Genomic DNA, 24,116 nt, shown 5'->3' on the forward strand with positions numbered 1-24,116 from the left:
TAGACTCCTTAATAAATGTGGTGGTCTTCACTTGGACTTATCTTATCTGAATGCGATGAGGTAAATGCCGGTGAGTAGGTATCCGTCTGGATGATGAACCGCGGTCGGTGTTTAACTTCCGTAAACGTGCGACCAATATATTCACCGATCATGCTGATCGCAACCAGCTGGAACCCTCCCAGAAGCCAGAGTGAGGCCATAATGGATGACCACCCGGTTACAACTGTCCCATAAAGGTGACTGATCAAGAACCAGAGTAACACGAACAGTGATCCGCCACAAATGGTCAAACCAACGTATAGTACCGCGCGAATGGGCGCAATTGAAAATGAAAGAATGCCATCTAACGCAAAACGAAGCATCTTACGCAAGGGATATTTAGAGACACCAGCTTGACGAGGTTGGCGTTTGTAAAATAACTTCGTGGCAGGAAAGCCTAATTGCGGGATGAGCCCCCGAATAAAGGGCCGACTTTCTTGGCAACGCATGAGCTCGGTGACGACGCGATGAGTCAACAACCGAAAGTCAGAATGGTTGGGAATCAAGTTCACCCCTAGTTTTCCCATTAACCAGTAGAAGCTTTGGGCAGTGGTTCGTTTGAACCAAGTATCCGTGGAGCGGTCATTGCGGACGCCGTAGACGATGTCATAACCGTCTTGCGCTTGGGCAATCATGGCTGGAATAATGGTTGGGTCATCTTGAAGATCAGCATCAATAGTGATAATGAGATCTGAATACTGATTGGCGACTTGCATGCCGGCCATCAGCGCTGCCTCCTGACCATAATTGCGACTGAACTGTAATCCGGTAAAGAGCGGATCTTGGTGGTGGAGCTGGGTGATGAGTGCCCAGGTCTGGTCTTGACTACCATCGTCCACAAATAGAAGTTTACTGTCAGTGGCGATTTGCTGATTGTCGATTAGGTGTTGAAGTAATGTTTGCAAGATAGGCGCGCTATTAGGCAACACCGGTTCTTCGTTGTAGCACGGCACAACGATTGTGAGCCGTGGTAGTTGATTGTTTTTCATGATAACGACCTCCCCATAAGTAGAGCATCCTGAAATTCCCCTAACTATTATCATAGGCCGATCTAACAGATGTGCATAAATCATGTATCAAACTTAAGGGATTCTTTCGGGAGATTAACTTTGCTTGATCTAACGGCTCTTTTTATGTCATTAAGATCCAGTTATTAGTCGGTTTGAGCAATTCTCATCAATGAAATGGGTCACCTGTATCACAAGGCCAAAGGGACTAGCTGATGAACTTTTAGACCGCCGTAAGATGTTAGTTATTGTTGATTTAACAGGCATTCCATTATAAATATAACTGTAAAATCCGGTAACTGAACTGCAATCGCCTTGTTACTGAATGCACACTTAAAAGGGCTATGGTAAGGAAGGTTTATGAAGCGAGGTGAATCAAACCGGAGGATGAGACCGGTGCTGGGGCTAATCAGGGCATCGCAAGTGAGTAGGGGATCATCAATTTACGAAGAGGAAGTGCCAAACAGATGTTGCATCAACAACAGTGGGCCAAACGATTAACCCAAGCAGTGGTTGCCGCAAGTGCGCTTATCGGTCTTGCGTGGGGTAGCCAGTCAGTGGTCCATGCAAGCACCCTTGCCATTCCAGATATTTCTGAATGGCAAGGTAAGTTAACGTCAAGTCAGGTAGCCAACTTGAAGAGTCAAGTTTCTTTTGTGATTAACCGGCGGCAGTACGGATCGTCGTACCAAGATTTATATGCGACTAATAATACGGCGCTTTACGTGAAATATGGGATTCCGTTTGGTGAATATGACTATGCACGCTTCACGAGTGCCGCCAGCGCTAAGGCGGAGGCCAAAGACTTTTACAATCGGTCTAATAAAAATGCGCAATTCTACGTTCTGGATTTTGAAGAAAATGACGTCACTTCAGGGACCACTAACGCCGCTGTTAAGGCGTGGTATGAGGAAATGAGTGCTTTAACGAGTAAGAAGTTAATCTTCTATTCCTACCAATCATTTGCGACAAGTTATGCCAATACGGCGCGCCAGAACTTTGATGCGCAGTGGATTGCGAACTATTCTACGACGCCCACCATTTCCTATGCGCTTTGGCAATATACAGATAATAACTATCTATCAGCATTAGGTGAGTATACGGATAATAGTCAAGCAGTGACGTCAGTTCATCCTATTTCTTGGTGGACGGACAGTGTGACAACGGCATTATCACACGTCACTTACGCATATAGTAGTTATAAGGCTGGACAACACATCTACCTACATAAAGGGGCAACTAAATATGTGGATGGTACAGCAATCTCGACTGCGGATCGGCAGAAATTTTATGCCATTTCCAAAGTGAAGAGTTTGACCCAATCTAAATCAAAGCAGGCATTGTATATCAGTTCACTGGGCAAATGGGTTTTGTCACAGGATGCGACCGGCTTTTGGGTTGGTCAGCACGGCTCATATACGCTACGTCAAAAATTAAATATTTACTCGAACGCAGCATTGACGAAGAAAACAGGAAGTAGCTATGCTTCAGGCACCACTGTGGCAGGAACGGTCGTTAAGGCGCCAAGCGGTAAATCTTATCGTATCAAGACCAGTAAGGGGTATATTTCTGCTAACACGCAGTACTCGAATCATGCTTACTATGAATCTCTAGGCTCGGCGAAGACCATTACAACCAAGAAAAAGGTGTATGAATATAGCAAATCAACATTCAAGCAAGCCAATCGGGCCTCGGCGGTGACTAAGGGAACCAAATTGACAGTTACGGCCGTTAAGAAACGATCGACAGGGTCTCGCTACTTTGTCTTGAGTAATGGCAAATATGTTACGGCTTTGCAAAGCTATGTTACCGAATAGGGAGGTTAAACCATGCAACGAAAAACAAAAATCGTGACGGCAGTGACTGCCGCTCTAGCGGTGTTAACATTGGGATCGGGGACAATCTTACAGATTCATGCGGCTAACGATGTCAGCTCAGTTGGGCAGACGGCTGCACCGACCACCGCGACGGCCGCTGGCACTAAATTGACGGCGACACGTGCCAGCGGTAATCAGCAGAATTATCGCGTGGCCTATACAGGACCCCGTGATCAATCAGCAACGTTTCAAAAGAAAACGTATGGGTCAACTAGTACCGCCGCTAGTCAGGTGGCCAACGTTGGTCACACAAATGGTGCTACGGTTAAATTGAATAGTGCGACCACCGCAGTTGTTCAGGGTACCATGGGCCACACCTACGTGCACTGGAACAAGGGTGATTGGTCAGTCACGGCGGTTACGAGTAACGCGGATACGACTGGCACCCCGGCGCAATTTGCCAAGCAAGTCAATCGTCAATTGACGCGTGCGAGCTTACCGAGTCAGGCTAAAACTGGCGCGATTACGGTTTACAGTCAAGATGACGACGATCAGACGAATTCAGTGACGTGGCAACAGGGCAAACAGGTCTATCAGGTCAGTGGTACGACGGCTGCGGCCACCGTTAAGGTTGCACAGAATGCGGATGACTAGTTGAGAGAATGCAGTTAAGCTAGGCGACTTAACTGAAATAGGTGTTCGTGATTATTTGCTGGTCACTTTTTGGCGGCAAGGCTGAGTCTGGGACAAAAGTCTCAGGCTCTTTGTGCGTTTCTGACTAGCTGACGTCGAAACGGGTACCAGCTAGTCGTCAGTTGTCCCACTCTTTTTTGTAATCCCCCCTAGTCAGAAACAGTTGGGAGCCGTAAACTAAGACTTAGTGACTAATTCTTGAGTCGTGTTGGAAAACCGATACTTATCAAGAGGAGAAAGTGATCAATTGGGAGGCGTCGCTGTGAAGAACTTGCGTCAACCAGAATCAGGCTTTTCCTGGTTCTATCAACGGTTTTTGAATAACCACATTACGATTCTGCTATTAAATATTTTTCTGTTATTGTTAGTGTTAAACGAACTAATGCAAAATGCGTGGCTTTTAGCCCCGGTCTGGCAATTTATTGGGATCGCCATGCCGGCTGTCGTGGTGGCCGGTATTCTCTTCTATGTATTGGATCCTTTGGTACACTTGATGGAACGGCGGTTACATTTACGACAGGGCCTCGCCATTGCGATCGCAATGATCGCAACCGCGGCAATTATTGTCATTATTTTTCTCAATCTGATTCCCTTTCTAACCAAGCAGACGACTGGGATCATTTCAGCGTTACCGCAGTTTGCCAATGATATGCTGCATAACTTGAATCACTTGAATCAGCAGCATCACTGGCTATCGAACAAGAATTTGGCGGATATTAATGAGCGTGTGTCAACGTATTTCTCTAAACGGGGGTTAAACTTGCTAACGGGAACGTTGAGTTCACTGGGTAATGTGGTCACCACAGTTAGTGACTGGATTATTACGATTATCACGGCCCCGCTAGTCTTGTTCTTCATGTTAAAGGATGGAACGCGGTTTCCACATTACATCAGTCAAGTCGTACCAACCGCCTATCGCAGTCGATTCGTGGTCATGTTAGACCAGATGAATGTGAAGGTGAGTTCCTATGTGCGTGGTCAATTAACGGTTGCCTTATGTGTGTTGATTATCTTCACAACTGGTTACTCAATTATTGGCCTACGGTATGCGCTGTTAATTGGTTTGCTAGCGGGACCATTGAATTTGATTCCGTACTTTGGTTCGGCGATCGCCTTAGTCCCAGCATTAATCATGGGGGTTGTGACCAGTCCATCGATGTTGTTGGGCGTTGTGATTGTTTATCTGATTGAATGGGTCTTAGAAACACAGGTCTTGTCACCGCTGATTATGGGAAATAGTCTGGCGATGCACCCGATTACCATTGTTTTTGTCCTGCTGGCTGGGGGCAAGATGTTCGGGTTAGTCGGGGTTATTTTCGGTGTACCCGGCTTTGCTGTTCTTAAGGTCTTAGCAACAACCGCTTTTCAGTGGTACCAAGAATATTCGGCACTGTATCCGGATGTTTTACCGCCGGATAAGTTGTCTCAGCCTTAACGGTTTATTAAGCGAGTTCAAAAATTTAAAATGGCGCTACCCTTTGGGCGGCGCCATTTTTTACGTTGATGGAGAAAAAGACAAGTGGTCTGAAATGATGAACTTTAAGTTTACGACAAGCCGGGTTTGGCATAATCGTTTACATGTTATGAAATGGAGGCGACCCTAATGAATTTTTTCAAACGGGCCTGGTTAAATGTATGGGCGAAGAAAGGCCGATCAATTCTGTTGATTTTGGTCTCATCGGCCATCCTAATGTTTGTCTTGGCCGGTCTACTGATTCGTAGTGCAGCGGTTAAGGCTACCAATCAAGCCAAGGAAGAGGTTGGGGCAACGGTGACGCTGTCAGCCAATCGACAGGCGGCATTTAAGAAGATGCAAAGCAGTAGTTCGAGTAGCAAGTCTAGTCGGCCAAAGTTAACGTTGACGCCGGTGAAGTTGAGCGATGCGACAAAGATTGCCAAGCTCAGCAATATCAGTAGTTACAACGTTACGAGTAGTACCTCAGTTAACGCCTCATCCTATGATACGGTGTCGACCAGTAGTGGGATGGGTGGCAACAGTAGCAGTGGCGGTCCTGGTGGTGGCATGAAATCCTCGACCAGTTCAGGTGATACCCAGATCGATGGGGTCACGGCAACGAGCCTAACTAGCGACTTTAGTGATAGCCAAAGTAAGATTACCAAGGGTCGTGGGATTACCACCGCCGATAAGGACACGAATCATGTAGTGATTGAAAAGGAATTAGCGAGTCAAAATGACTTATCCGTTGGTGATACGATAACCGTTAAGAAAACTACGGGTAGCAAGTCTAAAGTGAAATTGAAGATTGTCGGTATTTATAAAGCAAGCGCTACTAGTTCTAGTAGCAGTCCAATGAGTACGGATACGTCAAATACGATGTACACCTCTTACACGTTGGCCAATACTTTCAAAGGTAATAAGTACGCTGGGACGGCGGATTCTGTGACCTTTAATGTGAAGAATCCAGCGAAAGTCAGCAGTGTGAAAACAGCTGGCAAAAAGCTAATTAATACCAGTAAGTATGCCCTAAGTACGGATGACTCTAGCTATCAAACAGTCAAGGCCTCAATGGATAACGTGGAAAGCTTTGCCAATAAGATTGTTTGGTTAGTCGCGATTGCTGGAACGATTATCTTGGCCTTGATTGTCATCTTGATGATCCGAGAACGTCGATTTGAAATCGGAGTGTTGCTGTCTCTTGGAGAAGCGCGCTGGAAGATTATCGCCCAATTCTTTACGGAAATGCTGATGGTGATTGTGATTGCCGTCGCGATTGCGGGCGCCGGTGGGAAGCTTGTCGGTGATCAATTAGGGTCGCAACTGGTTTCGCAAAGTACCACGACGACGCAGACGTCAACCAGCAGTTCGACGGGACAACCCGGCGGTGGCGGTCAACCTGGCGGAAGCGGTAGTGGCATGAAGGGTGGCAACGGCGGCCCAGGTAACGTGGGACAATCTAGCAGCGCCACGAAGCAGGCCGATGCAGATCTCAATATCAGTGTCAGTGCGGTTGATTTGGCCGAACTGGGAGGTTTTGGCTTAGCCATTACATTCCTGTCAATTATGATCGCTTCGGGTGGTATTTTACGGCTAGAACCAAAGAAGGTACTTATTTCTTAAGGAGGCACGCACATGTTAAAAACTGAAGGTCTAGGCTATTGGTATCAGGATAAAGACCAACCGTTATTTCAAGACATTAACTTAGAGTTTGATATCGGGCAGTCCTACGCCATTCTTGGTCATTCCGGAACCGGGAAAACAACGTTTCTGTCGTTGATTGCCGGACTGGATAAACCCAAGGAAGGGGACATCTTGTTAGGAGATCGGTCTTTAAAAAAGATTGGCCTGACTAACTATCGGCGGAAAGATGTTTCGATTGTCTTTCAAGCCTATAACCTCTTTACCTACATGTCACCGTTAAATAATTTAATGACGGCGATGGCGATTACAGGCGCTAAACATGCCGGTGACAAGGTTTACGCAAAGCAAATTTTAAATGACTTCGGTATTAGTGAAGAGTTAGCCTTGCGTAACGTGCAACACCTTTCCGGTGGGCAACAGCAACGGGTCGCAATTGCTCGCACCATGGCATGTGACGCCCAGTTGGTGGTTGCTGACGAGCCAACTGGAAACCTAGACGAAGACAATACCAGAGACGTGATTGCCCAATTTCAAAAGATTGCCCATGAACAGCAAAAGTGTGTGATTATTGTAACCCACGAACCAGATGTGGCCGATCAATGTGATCACCAATTCCGTTTGGAAAATAAGCAGTTTACGCAATTGGCTTAGTTTATCGATAAAAAGGGTTAGTCTCCTTCAGCTCTGAGGGGACTAACCCTTTTGTGATGTCGGGCTGCGAGTCGCTTATGGTTTTGTCTTCTATTAGGACTTTGCGGCGCTTTTTCAGGTGGAAACTAGATTTTTTGGGAAATCAGCCGACAAACGCCTAAAAACTTGTTACAATTGTATGCGAATACAATCGCGTAAAACCGCTAGGACAACCGGTTGCGATTTGAGATGAAAGGACGACAATCATGGCGGACACACAGTGGTGGCAACACGCAGTTGGATACCAAATTTATCCACGGAGCTTTTTTGACAGTAACCACGACGGTGTGGGCGATCTGCCAGGGATTTTAACTAAAATTGATTATTTACAGTCACTCGGAATTGATTTCGTCTGGCTGTCAGCGTTTTACCCCTCTGGAAATGTGGATAGTGGATATGACGTTACGAATTACCGCGATGTGGCATCCCAATATGGAACACTAGCGGACTTTGATCGGTTAGTGACAGCCTTTCACGAGGCGGGGATTAAGGTGGTCATTGATCTGGCGTTGAATCATACCTCAGATCAACATCCGTGGTTCCAAGCGGCTTTAGCCGATCCGCAGGGTCCCTATCGTGATTACTATCTATGGCAACCGGCGACCGCGACCGTCCAGCCAAACAATTGGCAATCTGTTTTTGGCGATTCGGCGTGGACTTATGTGGCTGATCAACAGGCCGCTTATCTCCACACCTTTGCGGCTGAACAGCCTGACTTAAATTGGCGAAACCCAGCCGTTCGTCATGAAATGGTACAGATTATACAGTGGTGGGCTGATCGTGGTGTTGATGGGTTTCGTTTCGCTGGTGTTACACATCTTAAGAAGCGCACGGATTTTGCTGATGTGACGCCAGCTACCGCGTATTACGAAGATGTGGCGGATACGGTCACGTTACTAGCGGATTTAAAACCCGTATTGGTGAAAAATCACTTATTGACCATTGGTGAGGCCGGGGGGATTGACCCCAGTACCGCACAACGCTGGCTAGATCCGGCAACCGGTTTTTTTGACTTGCTGTTAGAATTTGACCATGTCCATTTCTGGGAACAGGCCACGCCTAAGCTCCCAGTTGCGGCGCTACGGGCGACTTTATCTAGGTGGCAGCAAAGTCTCGAAGGAACCGGGTGGAATACACTGTTTATTGAAAATCATGATCTCCCGCGGGCCGTTTCTTATTATGGTAACGATCAAGGTGAGTATCGACGCCGATCGGCTAAAGCGTTGGGAATGTTGTACCTATTGATGAAAGGGACACCGTTCATTTACCAAGGTCAGGAATTAGGCTTACCTAATGCTGGCTTTACCAAAATTGCGGATTATCGTGATTTAGATAGCCGGCGTTATTATCAGCGACAACGTGCTGCCGGTGTGGCTGAGCCACAGATTCTTTCACAATTGGCATTGCGGAGCCGGGATAACGCGCGGACGCCAATGCCGTGGACACATCAGCAGTATGGCGGCTTTTCCGATCATGAGCCCTGGCTCCAGATGGCCCCTGGTGTAGCGCAAATTAATGTTGAGCGTGAAAGTCACGATCCACATGCGGTACTTCCATTCTATCAGCAGCTCATTCGGATAAAAAAATCCGTACCAGCACTGCGATCAGGACGATATGAACTGATAGATACAGGAGATAATCAGCTGTATGTCTATCGGCGTACCCTAAACGGAGATAACTGGTTAGTCGTGGTCAACATGAGTGATCAACCAGCGACGACGCAAAATTTTGATCTGACAACTAGTGAATTGATTTTAACTAATCTACCAGTTGATGCGGCTTCTGATGACATGCAAATTCAGCCTTGGGAGGCCCGATTATATCATTGGCGACGATTAGAATAGGCTGAAATCGGGGCTATTCATCGTTGGCCTGAAATGTCTACGGGGTGAGAAATTTTCTCTCCCCCTTTTTATACCGTAAACTTTTCTTAAATGAACGTTTTGGCTTGCATTTTATACGGTTCTTCATTATTATTAAATGTATAGATATTTCTACGGGGTCAACGATTTTGCATATTGCTAAACGTGTTAATTATCTTGCCGGTTAGTAAATGATAAGGATATGATGAGAATGAAGAGTAGGGACGTACATGCGGAGAGCTTTTTTGAGTCCTTTATGGAACTTAAGCGTGAATTAGAAAAGGCAGCAACTCGTTTTCAACGGACAATGGGAATTTCAGTGGATCAATATGCAATTCTCCACAACATCTTGGAAAATCCCGGTAAATTAACGTCCGCAACGGTTGCAGATAGTCGTGGAATTTCTCGAGCAGCAGTGTCACGGGGAATTTCTCAGCTGATTCGGCGCGGATATGTGGAACAGAGTTACAAGAGTACGGATCGGCGAGTTCGGCCGTTATCATTAACGACAAGTGGCAAACAATTAGAAATTGATTGTCATGAGGCGTTAGAAAAAGCCGCACGAGTGATGAGTACAGCACAATTAGCTACTGATCATGAGTCTATCACAGTAGGTGAATTGACACAGATGTTAGCTGCGTTGACCACCAAAGATGATACTGAGGCCGATTAACAATTGAGAATAGACAGGAAAGAGGTGTGCCTATGGGGACACCTCTTTTTGATTTTGCCGCCAAAATAAATAGAGTGTGAGAATATGCGTTCCAGCAACATGTTGTTTCACGACTGGCTTAATTGAATTGAAAGCGCTTTATGTACAATTTTCCGGTGTGAAACAATATTCTACAATGGCGGCAATGTCAGTAAAAATCATGCTATAATCATTTCCGTTGTCCAAAAAGGACACCACAATATATTGTGTTATAGACTCGCTTATCGATAAGCTCGTACTAAATATAGAAAAATAAAATTAAGGGAGTTTATCGCAATGACCCATTATCTACAATTTTTGTCCCACCAACTTAAAGGGTGGCCGCAGCAAAACTATTATCTTTTTTTCTTCAGTCTGGGTTGTCAGGTGATGACATTAGTTAATGCTCCCATCACATGGTTGACATGTTTAACGTTTGTGGGCACGACTTTAGGTGTTTTGTGCGTGTTAGCCATTAATGCTGCCAAGTCAGTCAATGGCTGGCTTGGCGTCATATCTGCAATTTGTTTTGTGGTGACCGGCTTGGCTGCTAAAAATTATTTGAGTATTTTCGAACAAATTGCCTATGTGATCACCTTGGATATTCCAGTATTACTTAGTGCGAGCTGGAATGTAAATATGGCTGCTAAGATTCGTCGATTCACTGGTCGGAGTTGGGTTATAGCGGTATCGGCGACTTTGATAATTTATCTGGTATCCGGCTGGTCCATTGGCACGTTTACAGATGATCCACGGCCATGGGTTGACGCGATCAGTTTTGCCATTAGTTTAACCGCAGGGGTTATTTGTTTCTTACGGTTTAACAATCAATATGTGTGGTGGATTGCTTCTGGTTTAGCGCAAATGGTTTTATGGTTTATTTCGTTCCGTCAAGGCTCCGCGACGCTAGCTATGTTCATTAATAGCTCGATTTATTTGATGAATGATGTGCTGGCTTTCACCATTTCGCCTTGGTACAATGCCAAAGAACGGCAGCGATTGATTAAGCAAGAAGCGATCTATGCGACTGAGGTTGCTCACGCGCACTAGGCTAAATATTTTCAACATTATCGGGCGAATTTCATTCGTAGACGTGGTACACTTAATCTACTAATGAAGAGAAGAGGAACGTCCATGATTGTTGAACATAAGATTGGGGCCGGGGATCAAGACCTCATCTGGGTCATGGCGATGATTGAAGAAGATTCAGACCGGGAAGACTTACAGGTTAAGTACGGACTGACTGATGAGATTTTGACCTATGTAACCGATGAAAATGAGCGATCACACTATGATCGAGATGAGTATTTAAATACGCAGTTGTTTATTCTGCACGTGCCGGTCGTTGTTGATCAAGTCTCACAACGTTATATTACACGGCCGGTGGCTTTCTTGCTGAAGGGTAATCGCGTATTTTCGATTACGACGAAGCGGACTCAGTGGGTGAATCAGACGTTGAGCGAGCGGATGAAATTAGCGCAGATTTCAGATACCAATGAATTCATGTTGATTGGCCTATTTATTTTATTTGACCAATTTATTCCGCCAATTCGGAAAATCAATGCGGAACAAAATCGGTTGGATAAGCAACTAAATCAAGCGCCAGATAATAAAGACCTGATTGCGTTATCCAATCTGCAGCAGAGTCTGGCTTATTTCGTCAGCGCCACGCGAAATAATGCGATGATGGTGGTTAACCTCAGCAGTACGCCGTTTGGCAAACAATTGTCAGATAAGAATGCGGAACATTTGGCGGATGCTGTCATTGAAGCGCGCCAGACTTCCGAAATGACGTCGATTGAAGCTGACGTGGTCGATCGTATTTCCAACACGTTTAATAATGTTCTAAATAATAACTTGAACGATACTATGAAATTCCTCACAATCTGGTCGTTGGTGCTCACGATTCCAACGATCATTACGGGATTCTATGGCATGAACGTGCGCTTACCCTTTGCTAGTGATGCCATTTCGTGGATTTTCACGGTATTGCTCATGCTTGGATTGATGGGGATCGTGGCAGTAATGTTACGCCATCGCCATTTTTGGTAAGAATCAGACGGTTGCAGTTGCCTTTTGGGCGCTGCAATCGTCTTTTTTGATGAGACATTGAAAGCGTGAACAAATTCACTAACAAAAAGTAAGCAAAAATACTGGCATTTTGATTTAAAAGGGACTATGATAACGACAATCAATCATTACGGGGCGCAATAGTAATCGTATGTGACCCGCCACATGAACTTAAAGGAGCGCGATTGACATGACAAAGATGATTGCTGGACAAGCCTTAGTTAAAGTACTAGAAGCGTGGGATATTGACCACATTTATGGGATTCCGGGTGGATCGATTAATCACACCGTGGAAGGACTTTATTTGGAAAAAGAGCACATCAACTATATTCAAGTCCGTCATGAAGAAGTTGGCGCACTGGCAGCCGCGGCTGATGCCAAGTTTACGGGAAAGATCGGTGTGGCTTTCGGTTCAGCTGGGCCTGGTGCGACCCATCTATTTAACGGCTTATACGATGCTAAGATGGATCATGTGCCAATGTTGGCCATTGTGGGTCAAGTTCCCCAGTCAACCATGAACACGAATTATTTCCAGGAAATGGATGAAACGCCGATGTTCAGTGATGTGGCGGTTTACAACCGAACGGCAACAACAGCAGAACAGTTGCCATATGTCATTAATCAGGCGATTCGGGAAGCCTACCGGCAAAAAGGACCAGCCGTTGTCATTATTCCGGAAGACTTGTCGGCCACAGAGATTGATTATGAACCCGTTAAGACGCCTAATGTGGTGGCGAATACCTTTACTCAAGTCGTTGACCCACAAGCGATTAAGGCAACACTTGAGTTACTAAAAGCGGCTAAGCATCCGCTAATCTATGCTGGTCGAGGGTTATTAGGTGCCCGGGCTGAACTGGTTAAGTTCAGTGAACAATTTAATATTCCCGTCATTAATACGGTTCCTGCAACTGGTGTGATTCCAACCAATCATCCGAATGCGTTGGGAACGTTTGGCCGCTTGGGCTCCAAGTCAGGCTTTGAGGCCCTACAGCACACGGATTTAATCTTATTCCTCGGGTCCGAATTTCCTTTCGCCCAGTTCTGGCCAAAAGATATTAAAATTATTCAAGTTAATAACAGTGCCTTTGATATTGGCAAAGTGGTACCGATTGATTATGCAGTTATTAGCGATGCGAAGAGTTACTTGCAAGCCATGATTGCGACTGGTGAAACGTTACCCGAAACCACTTGGTTAACCGCTAATCGGCAAAATAAGCAAAACTGGCAGACGTGGTTGGCTCAATTGGCTGCTGATGATAGTCAGGGATTGGCACCAGAAGCCGTCACAAAGAAGATTGCTGAACTAGCAGGTCCTAAGGATACCTATGGTGTTGATACCGGGAACGTCTCTGAATGGGCTGTCCGGGGGCTACCGATGGATCAAGAACAGCGGTTTGCCATCTCGGGACTCTTTGCCACGATGGGCTATGGCTTACCGGCTGGAATGGCCGGTGCGTTAAGCGTTCCGGATGCCCAAGCTTGGTCACTATCTGGTGATGGGGGCTTTGCAATGGTGGCACCGGATATTATTACCGAAGCCCGTTATGGCTTGCCAGTTATCAACGTGGTCTTCAGTAACCAGCGGTTTGGCTTTATCTACCGTGAACAAGTGGATACGAAACAACACCTGTATGGGGTCGATCTAACAGATGCTGATTGGGCTAAGGTTGCTGAAGGCTTAGGTGGTATTGGCTTCACCGTTACGAACAACCAAGAAGTGGCCCAAGTCTTTGACCAGATTAAGAAGTTGCAAGCCCAAGGAAACCGCAAGCCAATTGTGGTTAACGCGGTCATTAAAAATGATGACCCTATTGGAACGGCCTTTATGCCACTCGATCCACAACTCTATGGTGAAGAGACGGTCGCTGCCTATGCTAAGGAAAATCATATTGATCGGCAGCAGCAACCAGCATTGGGAGAGCTTCTCCGGGCACAAGGCGACACGCTTTAAACGTTAAAGATGAAACAGGCGTTATAAATTTTAAAGAGTCTAAACGGCACTTAGCTAAAAGTAAGGAGGCACTCTCGGATCTTGAGAATGCCTCCTTGCTTTTGTCTGTCACGTTTAATCAAAAATTAACGGTCGCTGGTTGACCGCGTTGGTAGCGCTACTATCCTAACCTTAGGAAGCAGCGTTATTTTATTTTAAATCGACTCGTGCTAAACTTCATGACCAAGCAAGGTCACTTAAGCAAAGAAACGAGGCGACTCACATGAAATTTGACTGGCGATATGCGTTTCATTCTTTTTGGTTTTTGATGGTACTCATGGTGTTGTTGAGTTTGACAACGGCTGTTGATCAAGTTCATGGCGTGCGAATTGCGCTAGGTGTAATTCTGGGGTTCCTGATTGTAGATAGTTTGTGGACGTGGCAGTATCCGTACTTCAATCGGTTAGACCGTCAAGGGGTGACCGCGCTGATTAACTTAGGTTTGTTTGTGGTGATTGCGGCCTTTACGTTAGCTCTCAAAACGGCGTGGTCTGCGAGTGTTTGGGGGTTTATGAGTTTTTGGCTGGCTAGTATTGGCGGGACGCTGGATGGCTATTTGGCACGACCCACTAGAGTCCTGGTTCACCAAACCCGCGGTGACTTACGCAAGAAGGCTGAAATTTTGCGAAATTCCACACATTAGGTGAAATTGTGGGGAGTCTGGGACAAACGTCTCGGACTCTTTTTGCGTATTAGCAAACAAAAAACGAGTCATAGCAGTCGCTATAACTCGTGGTTTATTAATTTTTATACGGTTATTCGGCGGCATAAGTCCAATCGTATGAGAGAAGTTGGTGGAATCGTTCACCGATTGGGACCCAGAGCTTGGCCTTGGCAATGTTAGTAATCGATTCCCAAAACAAGGGGTCATGCCGTTCTTGGTCACTTAAGTTAATGTTGACGTACTTCCCAGCTTCCGTTTTGGCGATAACGTAGGGATAAAATACCTTCGTAATCCGGGCGGGAGTAATGGTATGAATTTGCGGGTTGTCATCAATCAGCATATTGAACGCTTCCTTTCACTTGATGAATTCAGTATACCGGGGAAATGCTCAGACAACCAGTGGTTTTAGTTAAGGATTAACTGAGAAATTCTTAGTTTTCGTTAGCGCTGGGTAAACTAATGATAAAACAAGCACCATGTGGCGGATTATCCGTGATGGTAATTGTCCCCTTATTAAGCCGAACGAGCTGTGCAACGATGGCTAAGCCTAAGCCACTGCCTTCGATCTTATTGGAACGGGATTCATCGACGCGATAAAAGCGTTCAAAGATATGGGGGCGATCGGCAGTTGAGATTCCTGGGCCGTGGTCAGCAACACTGAGTGTGACGTGCTGGGCTTGTTTTGCAACCGTGACGTCAATGGATTGGTCGGGAGCACCATACTTGTGGGCATTGTCGAGCAGGGCTGTCAGTACTTGATGGAGCATGTCAGTATCGGCTAAGACCATCGTCGGGGTTGCGGGTCCATCATAGGTGATGGGCTGGTCAATCAACGGCTGATAATGGGCGATAACGGATTGGACCAGAGGATCAATATCGACGGGATGCAGGCTGATCTCCGCTCGGTCTGCCCGTGACAAGTGTAGGAGGTTTTCGATCAAGTGTTGCATGCGTAATGACTCCTGATCGATAAATCCCAGCGATTCGGGAATAATTTCGGGATGTTGTTTTCCGCGACGTTCAATTAATTTAAGGTTACCCCGAATCGTGGCGATGGGGGTCCGGAGTTCATGGGAAGCGTCTGAAATGAATTGACGTTCACGTTGTAGCCGGCCATTTTGTGCGGCGAGGAGCTGATTGAAGTCGCTAGCCAGTTGACCAATCTCCACGGGTTCACTTGGCTGTGGCAGTTCTGGCTGGGTAGCTTCGGAATTAGCCGCGGCTTGTTTGGCTGCTTGGGCTAGTGTGAGTGTCGGGGCACTCAAGCGCTTGGCCAGTCGGCGAACGTAGAGTAGGCCAATCAGCAAACTGAGTCCGATCGCGATAATCAAGACAGAAATTAAGACGTGAAGGTTGCCGATTAAAACGTGCATGCCGATAAACAAGGCGTAAGTCCGGCTACCAGTTCTTAAAGTTTCCGAGAAGAACAGGCCCCAGCCTTTAATATAGACTAAATGGGTAAAGGGAACGGACCACGTGTTAGCTTTGGCTAGTTGTTGCGCATGGGGGAGTAATGAAGTCGTGGTGCCGTTGGCGTTCTTAATCAACACAAACGTATTATGGGAATTTAGACCACTGCTCCGGTTAATGGTTAGCCAATCTTTAAAGTTGCTCACTTGGGTCGTCTGAAGACTAGCACTAAGCTTGGCCGCCTGGTCCTGTGCCCGCACAAGCTGGTCGATAGTTAAGGTGATACTGACGGTGATGACGATGATGACCCCAATCGTTAGTAACAGACTAGTGATAGAATGACGGATAATGTCGGCATAAGTTCGCGGTGGGGTTTTAGTGCTCATGGGCCTCATCTTCTTTCAGGCTGTAGCCAACACCGCGAACGGTGTGAAATAAATGTGGGGCGGCAGCTACGTCAATTTTATTTCTTAAATAACCAATATAAACGTCAACAACATTTTGTTGGCCGAGAAAGTCGACGCCCCAGACGTTATCGAGCAACTCGTCACGGGTGAAGACCTGACCGGGATGTTGCATGAGAAATAACAGTAGATCGTATTCACGCTGAGTGAGTTGAATGGTGTCCCCGGCACGATCGACTTGGCGCGTTTTGGTCACTAAGGTTAAATCACCCAAATGATAGGTTTGATCGAGGCCACTTTGGTGGGCCGTTCGTCGTTGAATCACGCGAATACGGGCTAGTAGTTCTTCGATTTCAAAGGGCTTAGTAATGTAGTCATCGGCACCATTGTCGAGGCCGGTCACCTTATCGCCCAGGTAATCTCGAGCAGTCATCATAATGACAGGTAACTCATCGTGTTTGCGAATCCGGCGTAAGACTTCCATCCCATCCATTTTAGGCAGCATCCAGTCGAGTAAAACCAATAATAGGCGATCTTTTTTCTGCTGATAGATTTCCCAGGCGGCAGCACCGTCAGTGGCTGTTAGAACGTCAAAGTCTTCAAACGTTAATTCTTTGGCTACATAACTAGCGAGACCCTCTTCGTCTTCAACTAATAGAATGGTGTTCTTCATGTAGGTTGCTCCTTAGTGTGACGTGATTTGTTGGCATGATACCATAATTCGGCAAGTGAAAAATAAGAAATTCATAGATAAAGCTTAATGTCATTTCAAGATTGTTTGGCGTTGTGATGGTATAACTAGATTATCGAATGACAACAACTAACCCAAAATTTGAGGAGTGGTTAAAATGACTAAAGTGAAAGCAATGGTAACCAAAATGATGTTAGGCGCGATGACGGTAGCAACGTTGATGGCGACCTCCGCAGGGGCTTCCGCCGCAACAGTGACGTCTAATGTAACGGCGCCAGAAATGGCGGTAGCAACGACGGTTAAGCTGGACACACACGCTAATACCGAGATTCAACCGACTAAGATTCATTTGAAGCGGGTAACTACCAAAGCCATTTCTAACCAAGTACAAACGGCCGTAGACGCAAGTGCGTTGAATTTGGATCAACAGCATCGCGATCGGCAACTAAAGTAAGCATACCGAATCAAGCTTAACGGCAACCAAACAGAACAGAAGCTAATTGACCAGTAGTGGCGAGACCGCTACTGATTTTTTAGTTAGATTTATTTTAGCATAATGGTAGTGCTGTTAACGGACTATTAAAAATGGTACCCTCAGAAATTAACTTTCTGAGAGTACCATTTTTCCTGTCAGTCATACACGTTTATATGCGAATAAGCGACTAACGTAAGGCCTCGGCAACAGGCGTGTTACCATTGACCAGTTCAATAATTTGTTTAGGTTGGGGATGCTTGACCACGGCAACCACGGCAGCGGCGACATCACGACGGGTGATCTTTTTCGTGTCACTGGTGGCGGGATCTAATGAGATCTGACCGGTTGGGGCATCGTTGGTTAAAGCGCCTGGCCGCAAAATAGTGTAATCTAAGTCTGTTCGGTGGCGTAACCACTGGTCGGCATAGTATTTGGCAACGTAGTATGGTCGAATACCGGATTGATTCCAGAAAGCACGATCGTCCGTTCCAAGTGCACTAATGAGAATGAAGCGTTTGATATCAGCCAATTCAGTGGCGTGCATAGCTTTGACAGCGCCATCCAAATCAATATTGAGCGTCATGTCATCACCGGTACTGCCACCAGAGCCAGCAGCAAAAACGACCGTATCAACACCGGCCATAGCGGGCACCATATCTTCAGCGGTCCCTAACAGATCAATGGTCCTTGGTTGACCACCAAGTTGCGTGATCGTATCGGCTTGTTCAGCGTTGCGAATACCGCCATAGACGGCTTCCCCAGTTGCTGCGAGTTGCTTAACGATGTGTTGGCCAACTTGACCATGGGCGCCAATAATTAATGTTGTCATCCAAAAAACCTCCTATACAAAAATAACTTTACTAACCCATACGATAACGGTTTTTAAAAATAAAGTCAGCTATTGTGACTTAATCAGCCTGAGACGTTGTTAAATCGGCAATTAAATTGTGTACAGTTGTCTTGTGAAAAAGATTACGATGCTTTCAGACTGGTTTTTCACCCGATAAGCCGTATAATAGAAGTAAATCATCTCTAGCAATTAGTTCACCCACTAGTTCCGATGGGGGGAGTGGTGGTGCTTAGCCGAAATTGTAACCGGTTAACTGGTTAAACGGTTGCGAACTAATTGAACGTGAGAAGAACTTTATTAGAAAAGGGGTCGTTTATTATGGCAACGATTTTAGTTCTCGGTGGCGGTTATGCAGGCATGCGGGCCATCAAGTTCTTACAGCGGGAGGTTCCGAGTGACGATCAGATTATTCTGGTCGACAAGACGAGCACGCACACGGAAAAAACCAATTTACACGAGGTGGCCGCAGGAACAATTGCACCTGATCGGATCACTTATGAAATTAATGATGTTATTGGTAAGCGGGTCACATTTATTCAAGATGAAGTGACCAATGTGGACGTGGACAGCAAGCAGGTTACACTGGTCGATCATGATCCAATCACGTATGATTATCTAATCCTGGCGTTAGGCTTTCAATCCGAAACCTTTGGCTTAAAGGGTGCGGTTGAAAATGCCTTGCCAATGGATGACTTGCAGACGTCAGAGGCGGTTTATCAACATATTGAAGCCAAGGCTAAGGGTTATGCTGAAAGTCAAGATCCGAATGACTTAACGATCGCAGTGTGTGGGGCCGGCTTTACGGGAATTGAACTGTTGGGTGAATTAAGCCAATCGTTACCAAAGCTCCAAACGCGGTACAATACGCCGGCATTTAAAGTTATCTGCTTAGAAATGGGTAAGACCATTTTGCCAATGTTTGATAAATCCTTGGCAGATTACGCCATGAAATTTATGGCAAAGCACAATATCGAAATGAAGTTAGGCGCAGCCATTACGGAAATCAAACCGGGGGCAGTGGTCTACAAGGACAAGAACACGGATGATGAACAGGAGCATGAAGTTGCTGCTAATACCATTGTCTGGACGGTGGGGGTCAGTGGCTCACACGTGATGGCGGATTCTGGTTTTGAACAACGACGAAACCGGGTAGTGGTCAAGGACGATTTGAGTCTAGAAGGCCATCCAGAAGTTTACGTGATTGGTGACGTTGCCGCAGTGATGGACCCGCAAAGTAATCGACCATATCCAACGACTGCCCAGATTGCACTGGCTTGTGGGGCGCATGCGGCCAAGAACATTGGCCTGATGTTACGTGGTCATGAGACCCGTCCATTTGTTTACAAATCCAGCGGTACGGTTGCTTCCTTGAGCGATCGTGACGGGATTGGTGAAATCTTCAGTAGCAATAAAAAGGTGCACGGTTACCTAGCCTCAGCCTTGAAGAAGGTCATTACCGACCGTTCACTGATGGAAAGTGCGCATTTGAGCACGACGTTAGCTAAAGGCCGTTTCGATCTGTATCACTAAAAAAACTAACAGAATAGAAGCAATATCGATACGATTAATTGTAAAGATCAGCCCCTCGAAATCAAACAGATTTTCGAGGGGCTTTTTGGTGTTTAGTTAGGAGGAGACTTGTGATGGCCTTTGGCACCGATAGTGGGGGATACTGAACTCAATAATTAATGATGGTCGGGCAGTTTATAATCTGTACACGGTCGGCAAACAGGGTTATTACGCGTAGTTGAGATTAATTTACGCTTACGGTTTGATTTTGTTCCAGTGGCGGTTTAATGGTAAAATACAGAGAAAAAGGGGGGGAGCGGGATGCTACAAAAGCAATTAACGACGCCACTAGGGCCAGTTACCGCGATGTCAGATGGGCTATCCTTGATGGGCCTGTGGTTTACCGATCAAAAGTATTATGGTAGCACCTTGCCTAAACTAACGGTTATTAGTGACCGACCGATTTTTACCCGGGTGCAAATGTGGCTGGATGCCTATTTTGCGGGTGATCAGCCAGCCATTGATTTTCCAGTCCGTCCACAGGGAACGCCGTTTCGCCAAGCGGTCTGGCAGCAATTACGGGAAATTCCTTATGGTACGGTGCTGACTTATGGTCAGTTAGCGACCCAACTTAGCGAGCAGTTAGGCCACTTTGTCGGGGGCCAAGCTATTGGCGGGGCAGTTGGACATAATCCGATTAGTCTAGTGATTCCCTGTCATCGGGTAGTGGCGAGCGATGGGGCATTAACGGGGTATGCCGGCGGCTTGGACCGTAAGCGAGCGCTGTTGCAATTAGAAGGCAGCTTAGCGGCTGGTTATGAGCAAGTTCCGCTGGCTTAAGGAAAAATATTAAGTTTGGGAAATAATAATTAATTGTGTGCAAAACTATGGCACAATTTTGGGGCTAATTGTGCTATAATCAAGGCTGTTCAAGGGCCGATAAAGACGATTATCAACATACATAATCGGTCAATGATTAAACGAGTTTTTTCACAAAAGGGGTTTCTTCTCTCGCTGAAACGCGTATAATTTTAGTCAGCTTAGGACGTTAGTTAAGATTACTAGCTTCTGGGGGGAAACTAGTGGTTTTTAACGCTAAATATACGATGGTGTATGAATGATTGGAGGTATCACGATGGCTGCATCAGAAACTAAGGAGCGGATTGCGGAGGCCTTGGCTTCGTTGCTGAACCACAATACGTTTGATAAGATCACGGTTCGTGAAATTGCGGACGAGGCGGAAGTTCATCGAAAGACGTTTTATTACTATTTCGCCGATAAGTATGAACTACTGGCATTTGTATACGAGCACTTCATAGTGGAGTCACCTCGACACGAACAACCAGTTGCCTTGACCTTAGAGAATTGGCGTCCAGCAGTAATTCAATTACTGGAACGGATCGCTGATAATTCAAAGATTTTCTTAAATGCTTACCCTTTGATGATGGGGTTTGGCGGCAATCAACGAATGAATTTGTGGCAGCACGATTATCCATTTTGCTTCACGCAATGCCAGAGTATCGTTATTTAAAAGAAGATGTGATTGAAACGTCGGCAGAGTTTATTGCTGCTGGGGCGTTAGGCATCATTAATAAATGGGCCAATGATAACTTCACGGCGAGTCCGCGGACGGTCTTGGACCAAATTACCACCGCTAATCGATTATTCAATGGTATTTTGGACCGTTGGAAGTTAAGTTAGTCAAAACGAGTTGTCAGGAAACTGACAACTTTTTTTGTGGTTTATTTTTGCCAAAATGCAACCGGTTGAAAACGGTTAAATAAGCTAGTTTCACTAATTATTTGAACTAATTATCACAAACAAAACGGTGGTATTTGGGCGATTTGACTAGTATAGTCATGTCTGTAAGGGGCATCTTGTGAAACTGGCGGGCCCCATTAAGGAGGAAATAAACGATGGCATATCAAACGACCAATCCTTATACGAATGAAGTGGTAAAGACCTATGAAAATGCGACCGCTGACGAGATTGAAGCGAGTCTGGCACAAGCACAAAAACTTTATAAACAATGGCGTAATGATCCAGTTAGCAGTCGGATTCCCGTGTTGCGGAAATTAGCACAAATTTTCCGCGATGAAACGGACGATCTGGCGAAAGTGTTGACCACAGAGATGGGCAAACTATTCGTTGAAGCGCAGGGTGAAGTCCAATTATGTGCGATGATTGCGGACTACTACGCAGAGCACGCTGAAGACTTATTAAAACCACGGAAAATTGAGTCAATTTCCGGTGACGCACAGCTTGAGAATCATCCGTTGGGTGTATTGATGGCCGTTGAGCCATGGAATTTCCCATACTACCAAATGATGCGGATCTTCGCGCCTAACTTTGCGGTTGGCGATCCGATTGTGTATAAGCATGCGGCAATCACGCCAGCTGCGGCTTTGGCGTTTGAAGATGCAGTCAAGCGCGCTGGTGCGCCGGCCGGTGCGCTAAAGAACTTGTTCTTATCCTATGATCAAGTATCAACGGTGGTGGCTGATAAACGGGTTCAGGGTGTCGCTTTAACCGGTTCAGAACGTGGTGGTGTTGCCGTAGCCGAAGAGGCTGGTAAGCATTTGAAAAAGACGACAATGGAGCTTGGTGGGGTAGATGCGTTCATCGTCGCTCACGATGCCAATATGGACGATGTTAAGGCAATTGCGCCTCGGGCACGGTTATATAATGCTGGGCAAGTCTGCACGTCATCCAAGCGCTTTATCGTTACTGCTAACCACTATGATGAATTCCTAGAGTCCTTAAAGGCAGCCTTTGCTTCCGTTAAGATGGGTGACCCGATGGATCCCAAAACAACCTTGGCGCCGATGAATTCACGTAAGGCAAAAGAAAAGTTACAGAAGCAAGTTGATGAGGCATTGACGAACGGTGCAACCGCCTATTACGTTCATGAACCGATTGACAGTGACGGGCAATTCTTTATGCCAACGATTTTGACGGATATCACCAAAGATAACCCCGCCTATGGTAAAGAAATGTTTGGACCGGTCGCCCAGGTCTACAAGGTCGCTGATGATGACGAAGCAGTGGCTTTGGCAAATGATGCGGACTACGGCTTAGGTGGCATTGTCTTTGCGGGTAGTGCAGAAGCTGGTGCTGAATTGGCTTCACGAATTGAAACAGGCATGGTCTTCGTCAATACGTTCTTCAGTTCCTTGCCAGAACTAGAATTTGGCGGTGTGAAGAGATCTGGTTTTGGCCGCGAATTGGGTCAGACGGGGATCTCCAGCTTTGTTAACCAAGAGTTAGTGGTTAAACGTGAGCACCCTAATGATAATGAAGCCGGCGGATTAGTTCTGCCACATAAATTTTAGCGAGTAAAAAAGCCGCTAGCATAAAAGTGCTGGCGGCTTTTTTGACGTTATAGGGATTGCACAATACTGGCCTGCGCGATTTTAGCGAGGTCAATAAAAGTGGCTTGCCGCTCTGGCGACATGCGATATTTCGGTGTGGTAATTGAAAAGGCGCCATATAGGTGATTAGCCTTGACTAAGGCAAATCCAATACAATACACGTCGGGTTCGTTTTCCTCATTATCAATCGAGTAACCGCGTTGACGAATACGCGTGAGATCTTGTTTCAAAGCAGTCTCTGACGTAATCGTATTGGGACCAATCTGTTGCAGTGGTCGTACCTGATCTAAATAATCTGCGAGCGCGCTGTCATCCAGAGTTGCAAGCATCGCTTTACCCATGGAAGAAGAATAAAGGTTCATACTACCGCCGATATGTGATTTGAGATTGACACTTTGGGGGCTTTCGTACTTTTCCACTAGCGTTACTTGATGATGGGCAATGACACCCAAGTTAATGGTTTCTGAAGTCTGATCGCGTAATTTTGAAAGGGGACCACGAGCCATATCACGAATATCGAAATCTTCGGCAACCCGTTGACCATAGCGAAAAAGTTCCATGCCTAACTGATAGTTTTTACCATCGCCAGTTCGGGTAACGAACCCGAGAACATCCAGGGTCGTTAAAATCTTTAACACCGTCGAGCTGGTCATATCGATCCCCTGACTGATTTCTTTCAAAGTGGGATTAGTTTCTGATTGTGCAATAAAGTCCATGATTTCTTTTGCCCGTACAAGGACCGTACCATATAATTTGGTTTCTGGCATACTGGTTCACTCCATA

General features: G+C 46.0%; 23 protein-coding genes. 17 read left to right on the plus strand and 6 right to left on the minus strand.

Annotated elements, in window-relative coordinates; translation table 11 throughout:
• Positions 1 to 8: 8 nt before the first annotated feature.
• Complete coding sequence (locus FC61_RS09115) at positions 9 to 1,028, minus strand: glycosyltransferase family 2 protein (protein ID WP_035464959.1); 1,020 nt, start codon at positions 1,026 to 1,028, stop codon at positions 9 to 11.
• A gap of 485 nt (positions 1,029 to 1,513) precedes the next feature.
• On the opposite strand from FC61_RS09115, the gene FC61_RS09120 reads away from it, so the two are divergent.
• The 11 genes from FC61_RS09120 (at position 1,514) to FC61_RS09170 (ending at position 14,602) form a co-directional block, all read left to right on the plus strand.
• Positions 1,514 to 2,863 (plus strand): GH25 family lysozyme, encoded by a 1,350-nt coding sequence (locus tag FC61_RS09120; protein WP_021742503.1) that lies wholly within the window; start codon positions 1,514 to 1,516, stop codon positions 2,861 to 2,863.
• Between the two features lie 12 nt (positions 2,864 to 2,875).
• Positions 2,876 to 3,517, plus strand: coding sequence for a hypothetical protein (locus FC61_RS09125; RefSeq protein WP_021742504.1), 642 nt, complete (start codon positions 2,876 to 2,878; stop codon positions 3,515 to 3,517).
• A gap of 301 nt (positions 3,518 to 3,818) precedes the next feature.
• Positions 3,819 to 4,991 carry an AI-2E family transporter gene (locus FC61_RS09130; protein ID WP_011667100.1) on the plus strand — a complete coding sequence of 391 codons (1,173 nt, stop codon included), beginning with the start codon at positions 3,819 to 3,821 and terminating at the stop codon, positions 4,989 to 4,991.
• 168 nt (positions 4,992 to 5,159) lie between these two features.
• Entirely contained in the window at positions 5,160 to 6,635 is a 1,476-nt protein-coding gene (locus tag FC61_RS09135; protein WP_035464960.1) for an ABC transporter permease, read from the plus strand.
• Between the two features lie 12 nt (positions 6,636 to 6,647).
• Positions 6,648 to 7,307, plus strand: coding sequence for an ABC transporter ATP-binding protein (locus tag FC61_RS09140; RefSeq protein ID WP_021742507.1), 660 nt, complete (start codon positions 6,648 to 6,650; stop codon positions 7,305 to 7,307).
• Between the two features lie 245 nt (positions 7,308 to 7,552).
• Complete coding sequence (locus tag FC61_RS09145) at positions 7,553 to 9,190, plus strand: alpha-glucosidase (RefSeq protein ID WP_021742508.1); 1,638 nt, start codon at positions 7,553 to 7,555, stop codon at positions 9,188 to 9,190.
• Between the two features lie 229 nt (positions 9,191 to 9,419).
• Positions 9,420 to 9,881 carry a MarR family winged helix-turn-helix transcriptional regulator gene (locus FC61_RS09150; RefSeq protein ID WP_225353918.1) on the plus strand — a complete coding sequence of 154 codons (462 nt, stop codon included), beginning with the start codon at positions 9,420 to 9,422 and terminating at the stop codon, positions 9,879 to 9,881.
• 315 nt (positions 9,882 to 10,196) lie between these two features.
• Positions 10,197 to 10,949, plus strand: a complete 753-nt coding sequence (gene pnuC, locus FC61_RS09155) for a nicotinamide riboside transporter PnuC (protein ID WP_021742512.1) — start codon at positions 10,197 to 10,199, stop codon at positions 10,947 to 10,949.
• 84 nt (positions 10,950 to 11,033) lie between these two features.
• Entirely contained in the window at positions 11,034 to 11,951 is a 918-nt protein-coding gene (locus tag FC61_RS09160) for a magnesium transporter CorA family protein (protein ID WP_021742513.1), read from the plus strand.
• Between the two features lie 208 nt (positions 11,952 to 12,159).
• A complete protein-coding gene (spxB, locus tag FC61_RS09165) occupies positions 12,160 to 13,920 on the plus strand; it encodes a pyruvate oxidase (protein WP_021742514.1) in 1,761 nt (586 codons plus the stop codon).
• Positions 13,921 to 14,182: 262 nt separating this feature from the next.
• Positions 14,183 to 14,602, plus strand: coding sequence for a hypothetical protein (locus FC61_RS09170; RefSeq protein WP_042516675.1), 420 nt, complete (start codon positions 14,183 to 14,185; stop codon positions 14,600 to 14,602).
• A 112-nt stretch (positions 14,603 to 14,714) separates the two neighbouring features.
• Here the strand turns inward: FC61_RS09170 and FC61_RS09175 are convergent, their stop codons facing one another.
• The 3 genes from FC61_RS09175 to FC61_RS09185 form a co-directional block, all read right to left on the minus strand.
• Positions 14,715 to 14,963 (minus strand): hypothetical protein, encoded by a 249-nt coding sequence (locus FC61_RS09175; RefSeq protein ID WP_011667109.1) that lies wholly within the window; start codon positions 14,961 to 14,963, stop codon positions 14,715 to 14,717.
• Positions 14,964 to 15,054: 91 nt separating this feature from the next.
• The gene (locus tag FC61_RS09180; RefSeq protein WP_021742474.1) at positions 15,055 to 16,419 is read right to left on the minus strand and encodes a sensor histidine kinase; all 1,365 of its coding nucleotides are present in this window, start codon (positions 16,417 to 16,419) and stop codon (positions 15,055 to 15,057) included.
• Positions 16,409 to 17,110: a response regulator transcription factor gene (locus FC61_RS09185; RefSeq protein WP_011667111.1), complete on the minus strand. Its 702-nt coding sequence runs from the start codon at positions 17,108 to 17,110 to the stop codon at positions 16,409 to 16,411. Before FC61_RS09185 ends, FC61_RS09180 begins: the two co-directional genes overlap by 11 nt.
• A gap of 175 nt (positions 17,111 to 17,285) precedes the next feature.
• Here FC61_RS09185 and FC61_RS09190 point away from each other — a divergent pair, with 175 nt between their 5' ends.
• Entirely contained in the window at positions 17,286 to 17,582 is a 297-nt protein-coding gene (locus FC61_RS09190) for a hypothetical protein (protein ID WP_021742473.1), read from the plus strand.
• A gap of 208 nt (positions 17,583 to 17,790) precedes the next feature.
• On the opposite strand, the gene FC61_RS09195 is transcribed toward FC61_RS09190, so the two are convergent.
• Entirely contained in the window at positions 17,791 to 18,432 is a 642-nt protein-coding gene (locus FC61_RS09195; RefSeq protein ID WP_021742472.1) for an SDR family oxidoreductase, read from the minus strand.
• Between the two features lie 339 nt (positions 18,433 to 18,771).
• Between FC61_RS09195 and FC61_RS09200 the strand changes: the two genes are divergently transcribed.
• The 5 genes from FC61_RS09200 to FC61_RS09215 all read left to right on the plus strand — a co-directional run bounded on the left by FC61_RS09200 (position 18,772) and on the right by FC61_RS09215 (position 23,294).
• A complete protein-coding gene (locus tag FC61_RS09200; RefSeq protein WP_011667114.1) occupies positions 18,772 to 19,983 on the plus strand; it encodes an NAD(P)/FAD-dependent oxidoreductase in 1,212 nt (403 codons plus the stop codon).
• A 300-nt stretch (positions 19,984 to 20,283) separates the two neighbouring features.
• The gene (locus FC61_RS09205; RefSeq protein ID WP_021742471.1) at positions 20,284 to 20,802 is read left to right on the plus strand and encodes a methylated-DNA--[protein]-cysteine S-methyltransferase; all 519 of its coding nucleotides are present in this window, start codon (positions 20,284 to 20,286) and stop codon (positions 20,800 to 20,802) included.
• 295 nt (positions 20,803 to 21,097) lie between these two features.
• Positions 21,098 to 21,493, plus strand: coding sequence for a TetR/AcrR family transcriptional regulator (locus FC61_RS09210; RefSeq protein ID WP_233995609.1), 396 nt, complete (start codon positions 21,098 to 21,100; stop codon positions 21,491 to 21,493).
• Entirely contained in the window at positions 21,472 to 21,663 is a 192-nt protein-coding gene (locus FC61_RS12550; protein ID WP_021742469.1) for a TetR-like C-terminal domain-containing protein, read from the plus strand. Before FC61_RS09210 ends, FC61_RS12550 begins: the two co-directional genes overlap by 22 nt.
• 215 nt (positions 21,664 to 21,878) lie before the next feature.
• Entirely contained in the window at positions 21,879 to 23,294 is a 1,416-nt protein-coding gene (locus FC61_RS09215) for an NAD-dependent succinate-semialdehyde dehydrogenase (RefSeq protein WP_021742468.1), read from the plus strand.
• A 47-nt stretch (positions 23,295 to 23,341) separates the two neighbouring features.
• On the opposite strand, the gene FC61_RS09220 is transcribed toward FC61_RS09215, so the two are convergent.
• Positions 23,342 to 24,100, minus strand: a complete 759-nt coding sequence (locus FC61_RS09220) for an IclR family transcriptional regulator (protein WP_015473204.1) — start codon at positions 24,098 to 24,100, stop codon at positions 23,342 to 23,344.
• Positions 24,101 to 24,116: the final 16 nt, after the last annotated feature.

This window comes from Levilactobacillus brevis ATCC 14869 = DSM 20054 (genome assembly GCF_001433855.1).
In the GTDB taxonomy this organism is placed as follows: domain Bacteria; phylum Bacillota; class Bacilli; order Lactobacillales; family Lactobacillaceae; genus Levilactobacillus; species Levilactobacillus brevis.

What these genes read in the sequence shown, in the direction of transcription:
- FC61_RS09115 (WP_035464959.1), bottom strand. Translation starts at nt 1,028, where the DNA reads ATGAAAAACAATCAACTACCACGGCTCACAATCGTTGTGCCGTGCTAC.
- FC61_RS09120 (WP_021742503.1), top strand. Translation starts at nt 1,514, where the DNA reads ATGTTGCATCAACAACAGTGGGCCAAACGATTAACCCAAGCAGTGGTT.
- FC61_RS09125 (WP_021742504.1), top strand. Translation starts at nt 2,876, where the DNA reads ATGCAACGAAAAACAAAAATCGTGACGGCAGTGACTGCCGCTCTAGCG.
- FC61_RS09135 (WP_035464960.1), top strand. Translation starts at nt 5,160, where the DNA reads ATGAATTTTTTCAAACGGGCCTGGTTAAATGTATGGGCGAAGAAAGGC.
- FC61_RS09140 (WP_021742507.1), top strand. Translation starts at nt 6,648, where the DNA reads ATGTTAAAAACTGAAGGTCTAGGCTATTGGTATCAGGATAAAGACCAA.
- FC61_RS09145 (WP_021742508.1), top strand. Translation starts at nt 7,553, where the DNA reads ATGGCGGACACACAGTGGTGGCAACACGCAGTTGGATACCAAATTTAT.
- FC61_RS09150 (WP_225353918.1), top strand. Translation starts at nt 9,420, where the DNA reads ATGAAGAGTAGGGACGTACATGCGGAGAGCTTTTTTGAGTCCTTTATG.
- pnuC (WP_021742512.1), top strand. Translation starts at nt 10,197, where the DNA reads ATGACCCATTATCTACAATTTTTGTCCCACCAACTTAAAGGGTGGCCG.
- FC61_RS09160 (WP_021742513.1), top strand. Translation starts at nt 11,034, where the DNA reads ATGATTGTTGAACATAAGATTGGGGCCGGGGATCAAGACCTCATCTGG.
- spxB (WP_021742514.1), top strand. Translation starts at nt 12,160, where the DNA reads ATGACAAAGATGATTGCTGGACAAGCCTTAGTTAAAGTACTAGAAGCG.
- FC61_RS09170 (WP_042516675.1), top strand. Translation starts at nt 14,183, where the DNA reads ATGAAATTTGACTGGCGATATGCGTTTCATTCTTTTTGGTTTTTGATG.
- FC61_RS09175 (WP_011667109.1), bottom strand. Translation starts at nt 14,963, where the DNA reads ATGCTGATTGATGACAACCCGCAAATTCATACCATTACTCCCGCCCGG.
- FC61_RS09180 (WP_021742474.1), bottom strand. Translation starts at nt 16,419, where the DNA reads ATGAGCACTAAAACCCCACCGCGAACTTATGCCGACATTATCCGTCAT.
- FC61_RS09185 (WP_011667111.1), bottom strand. Translation starts at nt 17,110, where the DNA reads ATGAAGAACACCATTCTATTAGTTGAAGACGAAGAGGGTCTCGCTAGT.
- FC61_RS09190 (WP_021742473.1), top strand. Translation starts at nt 17,286, where the DNA reads ATGACTAAAGTGAAAGCAATGGTAACCAAAATGATGTTAGGCGCGATG.
- FC61_RS09195 (WP_021742472.1), bottom strand. Translation starts at nt 18,432, where the DNA reads ATGACAACATTAATTATTGGCGCCCATGGTCAAGTTGGCCAACACATC.
- FC61_RS09200 (WP_011667114.1), top strand. Translation starts at nt 18,772, where the DNA reads ATGGCAACGATTTTAGTTCTCGGTGGCGGTTATGCAGGCATGCGGGCC.
- FC61_RS09205 (WP_021742471.1), top strand. Translation starts at nt 20,284, where the DNA reads ATGCTACAAAAGCAATTAACGACGCCACTAGGGCCAGTTACCGCGATG.
- FC61_RS09210 (WP_233995609.1), top strand. Translation starts at nt 21,098, where the DNA reads ATGGCTGCATCAGAAACTAAGGAGCGGATTGCGGAGGCCTTGGCTTCG.
- FC61_RS12550 (WP_021742469.1), top strand. Translation starts at nt 21,472, where the DNA reads ATGCCAGAGTATCGTTATTTAAAAGAAGATGTGATTGAAACGTCGGCA.
- FC61_RS09215 (WP_021742468.1), top strand. Translation starts at nt 21,879, where the DNA reads ATGGCATATCAAACGACCAATCCTTATACGAATGAAGTGGTAAAGACC.
- FC61_RS09220 (WP_015473204.1), bottom strand. Translation starts at nt 24,100, where the DNA reads ATGCCAGAAACCAAATTATATGGTACGGTCCTTGTACGGGCAAAAGAA.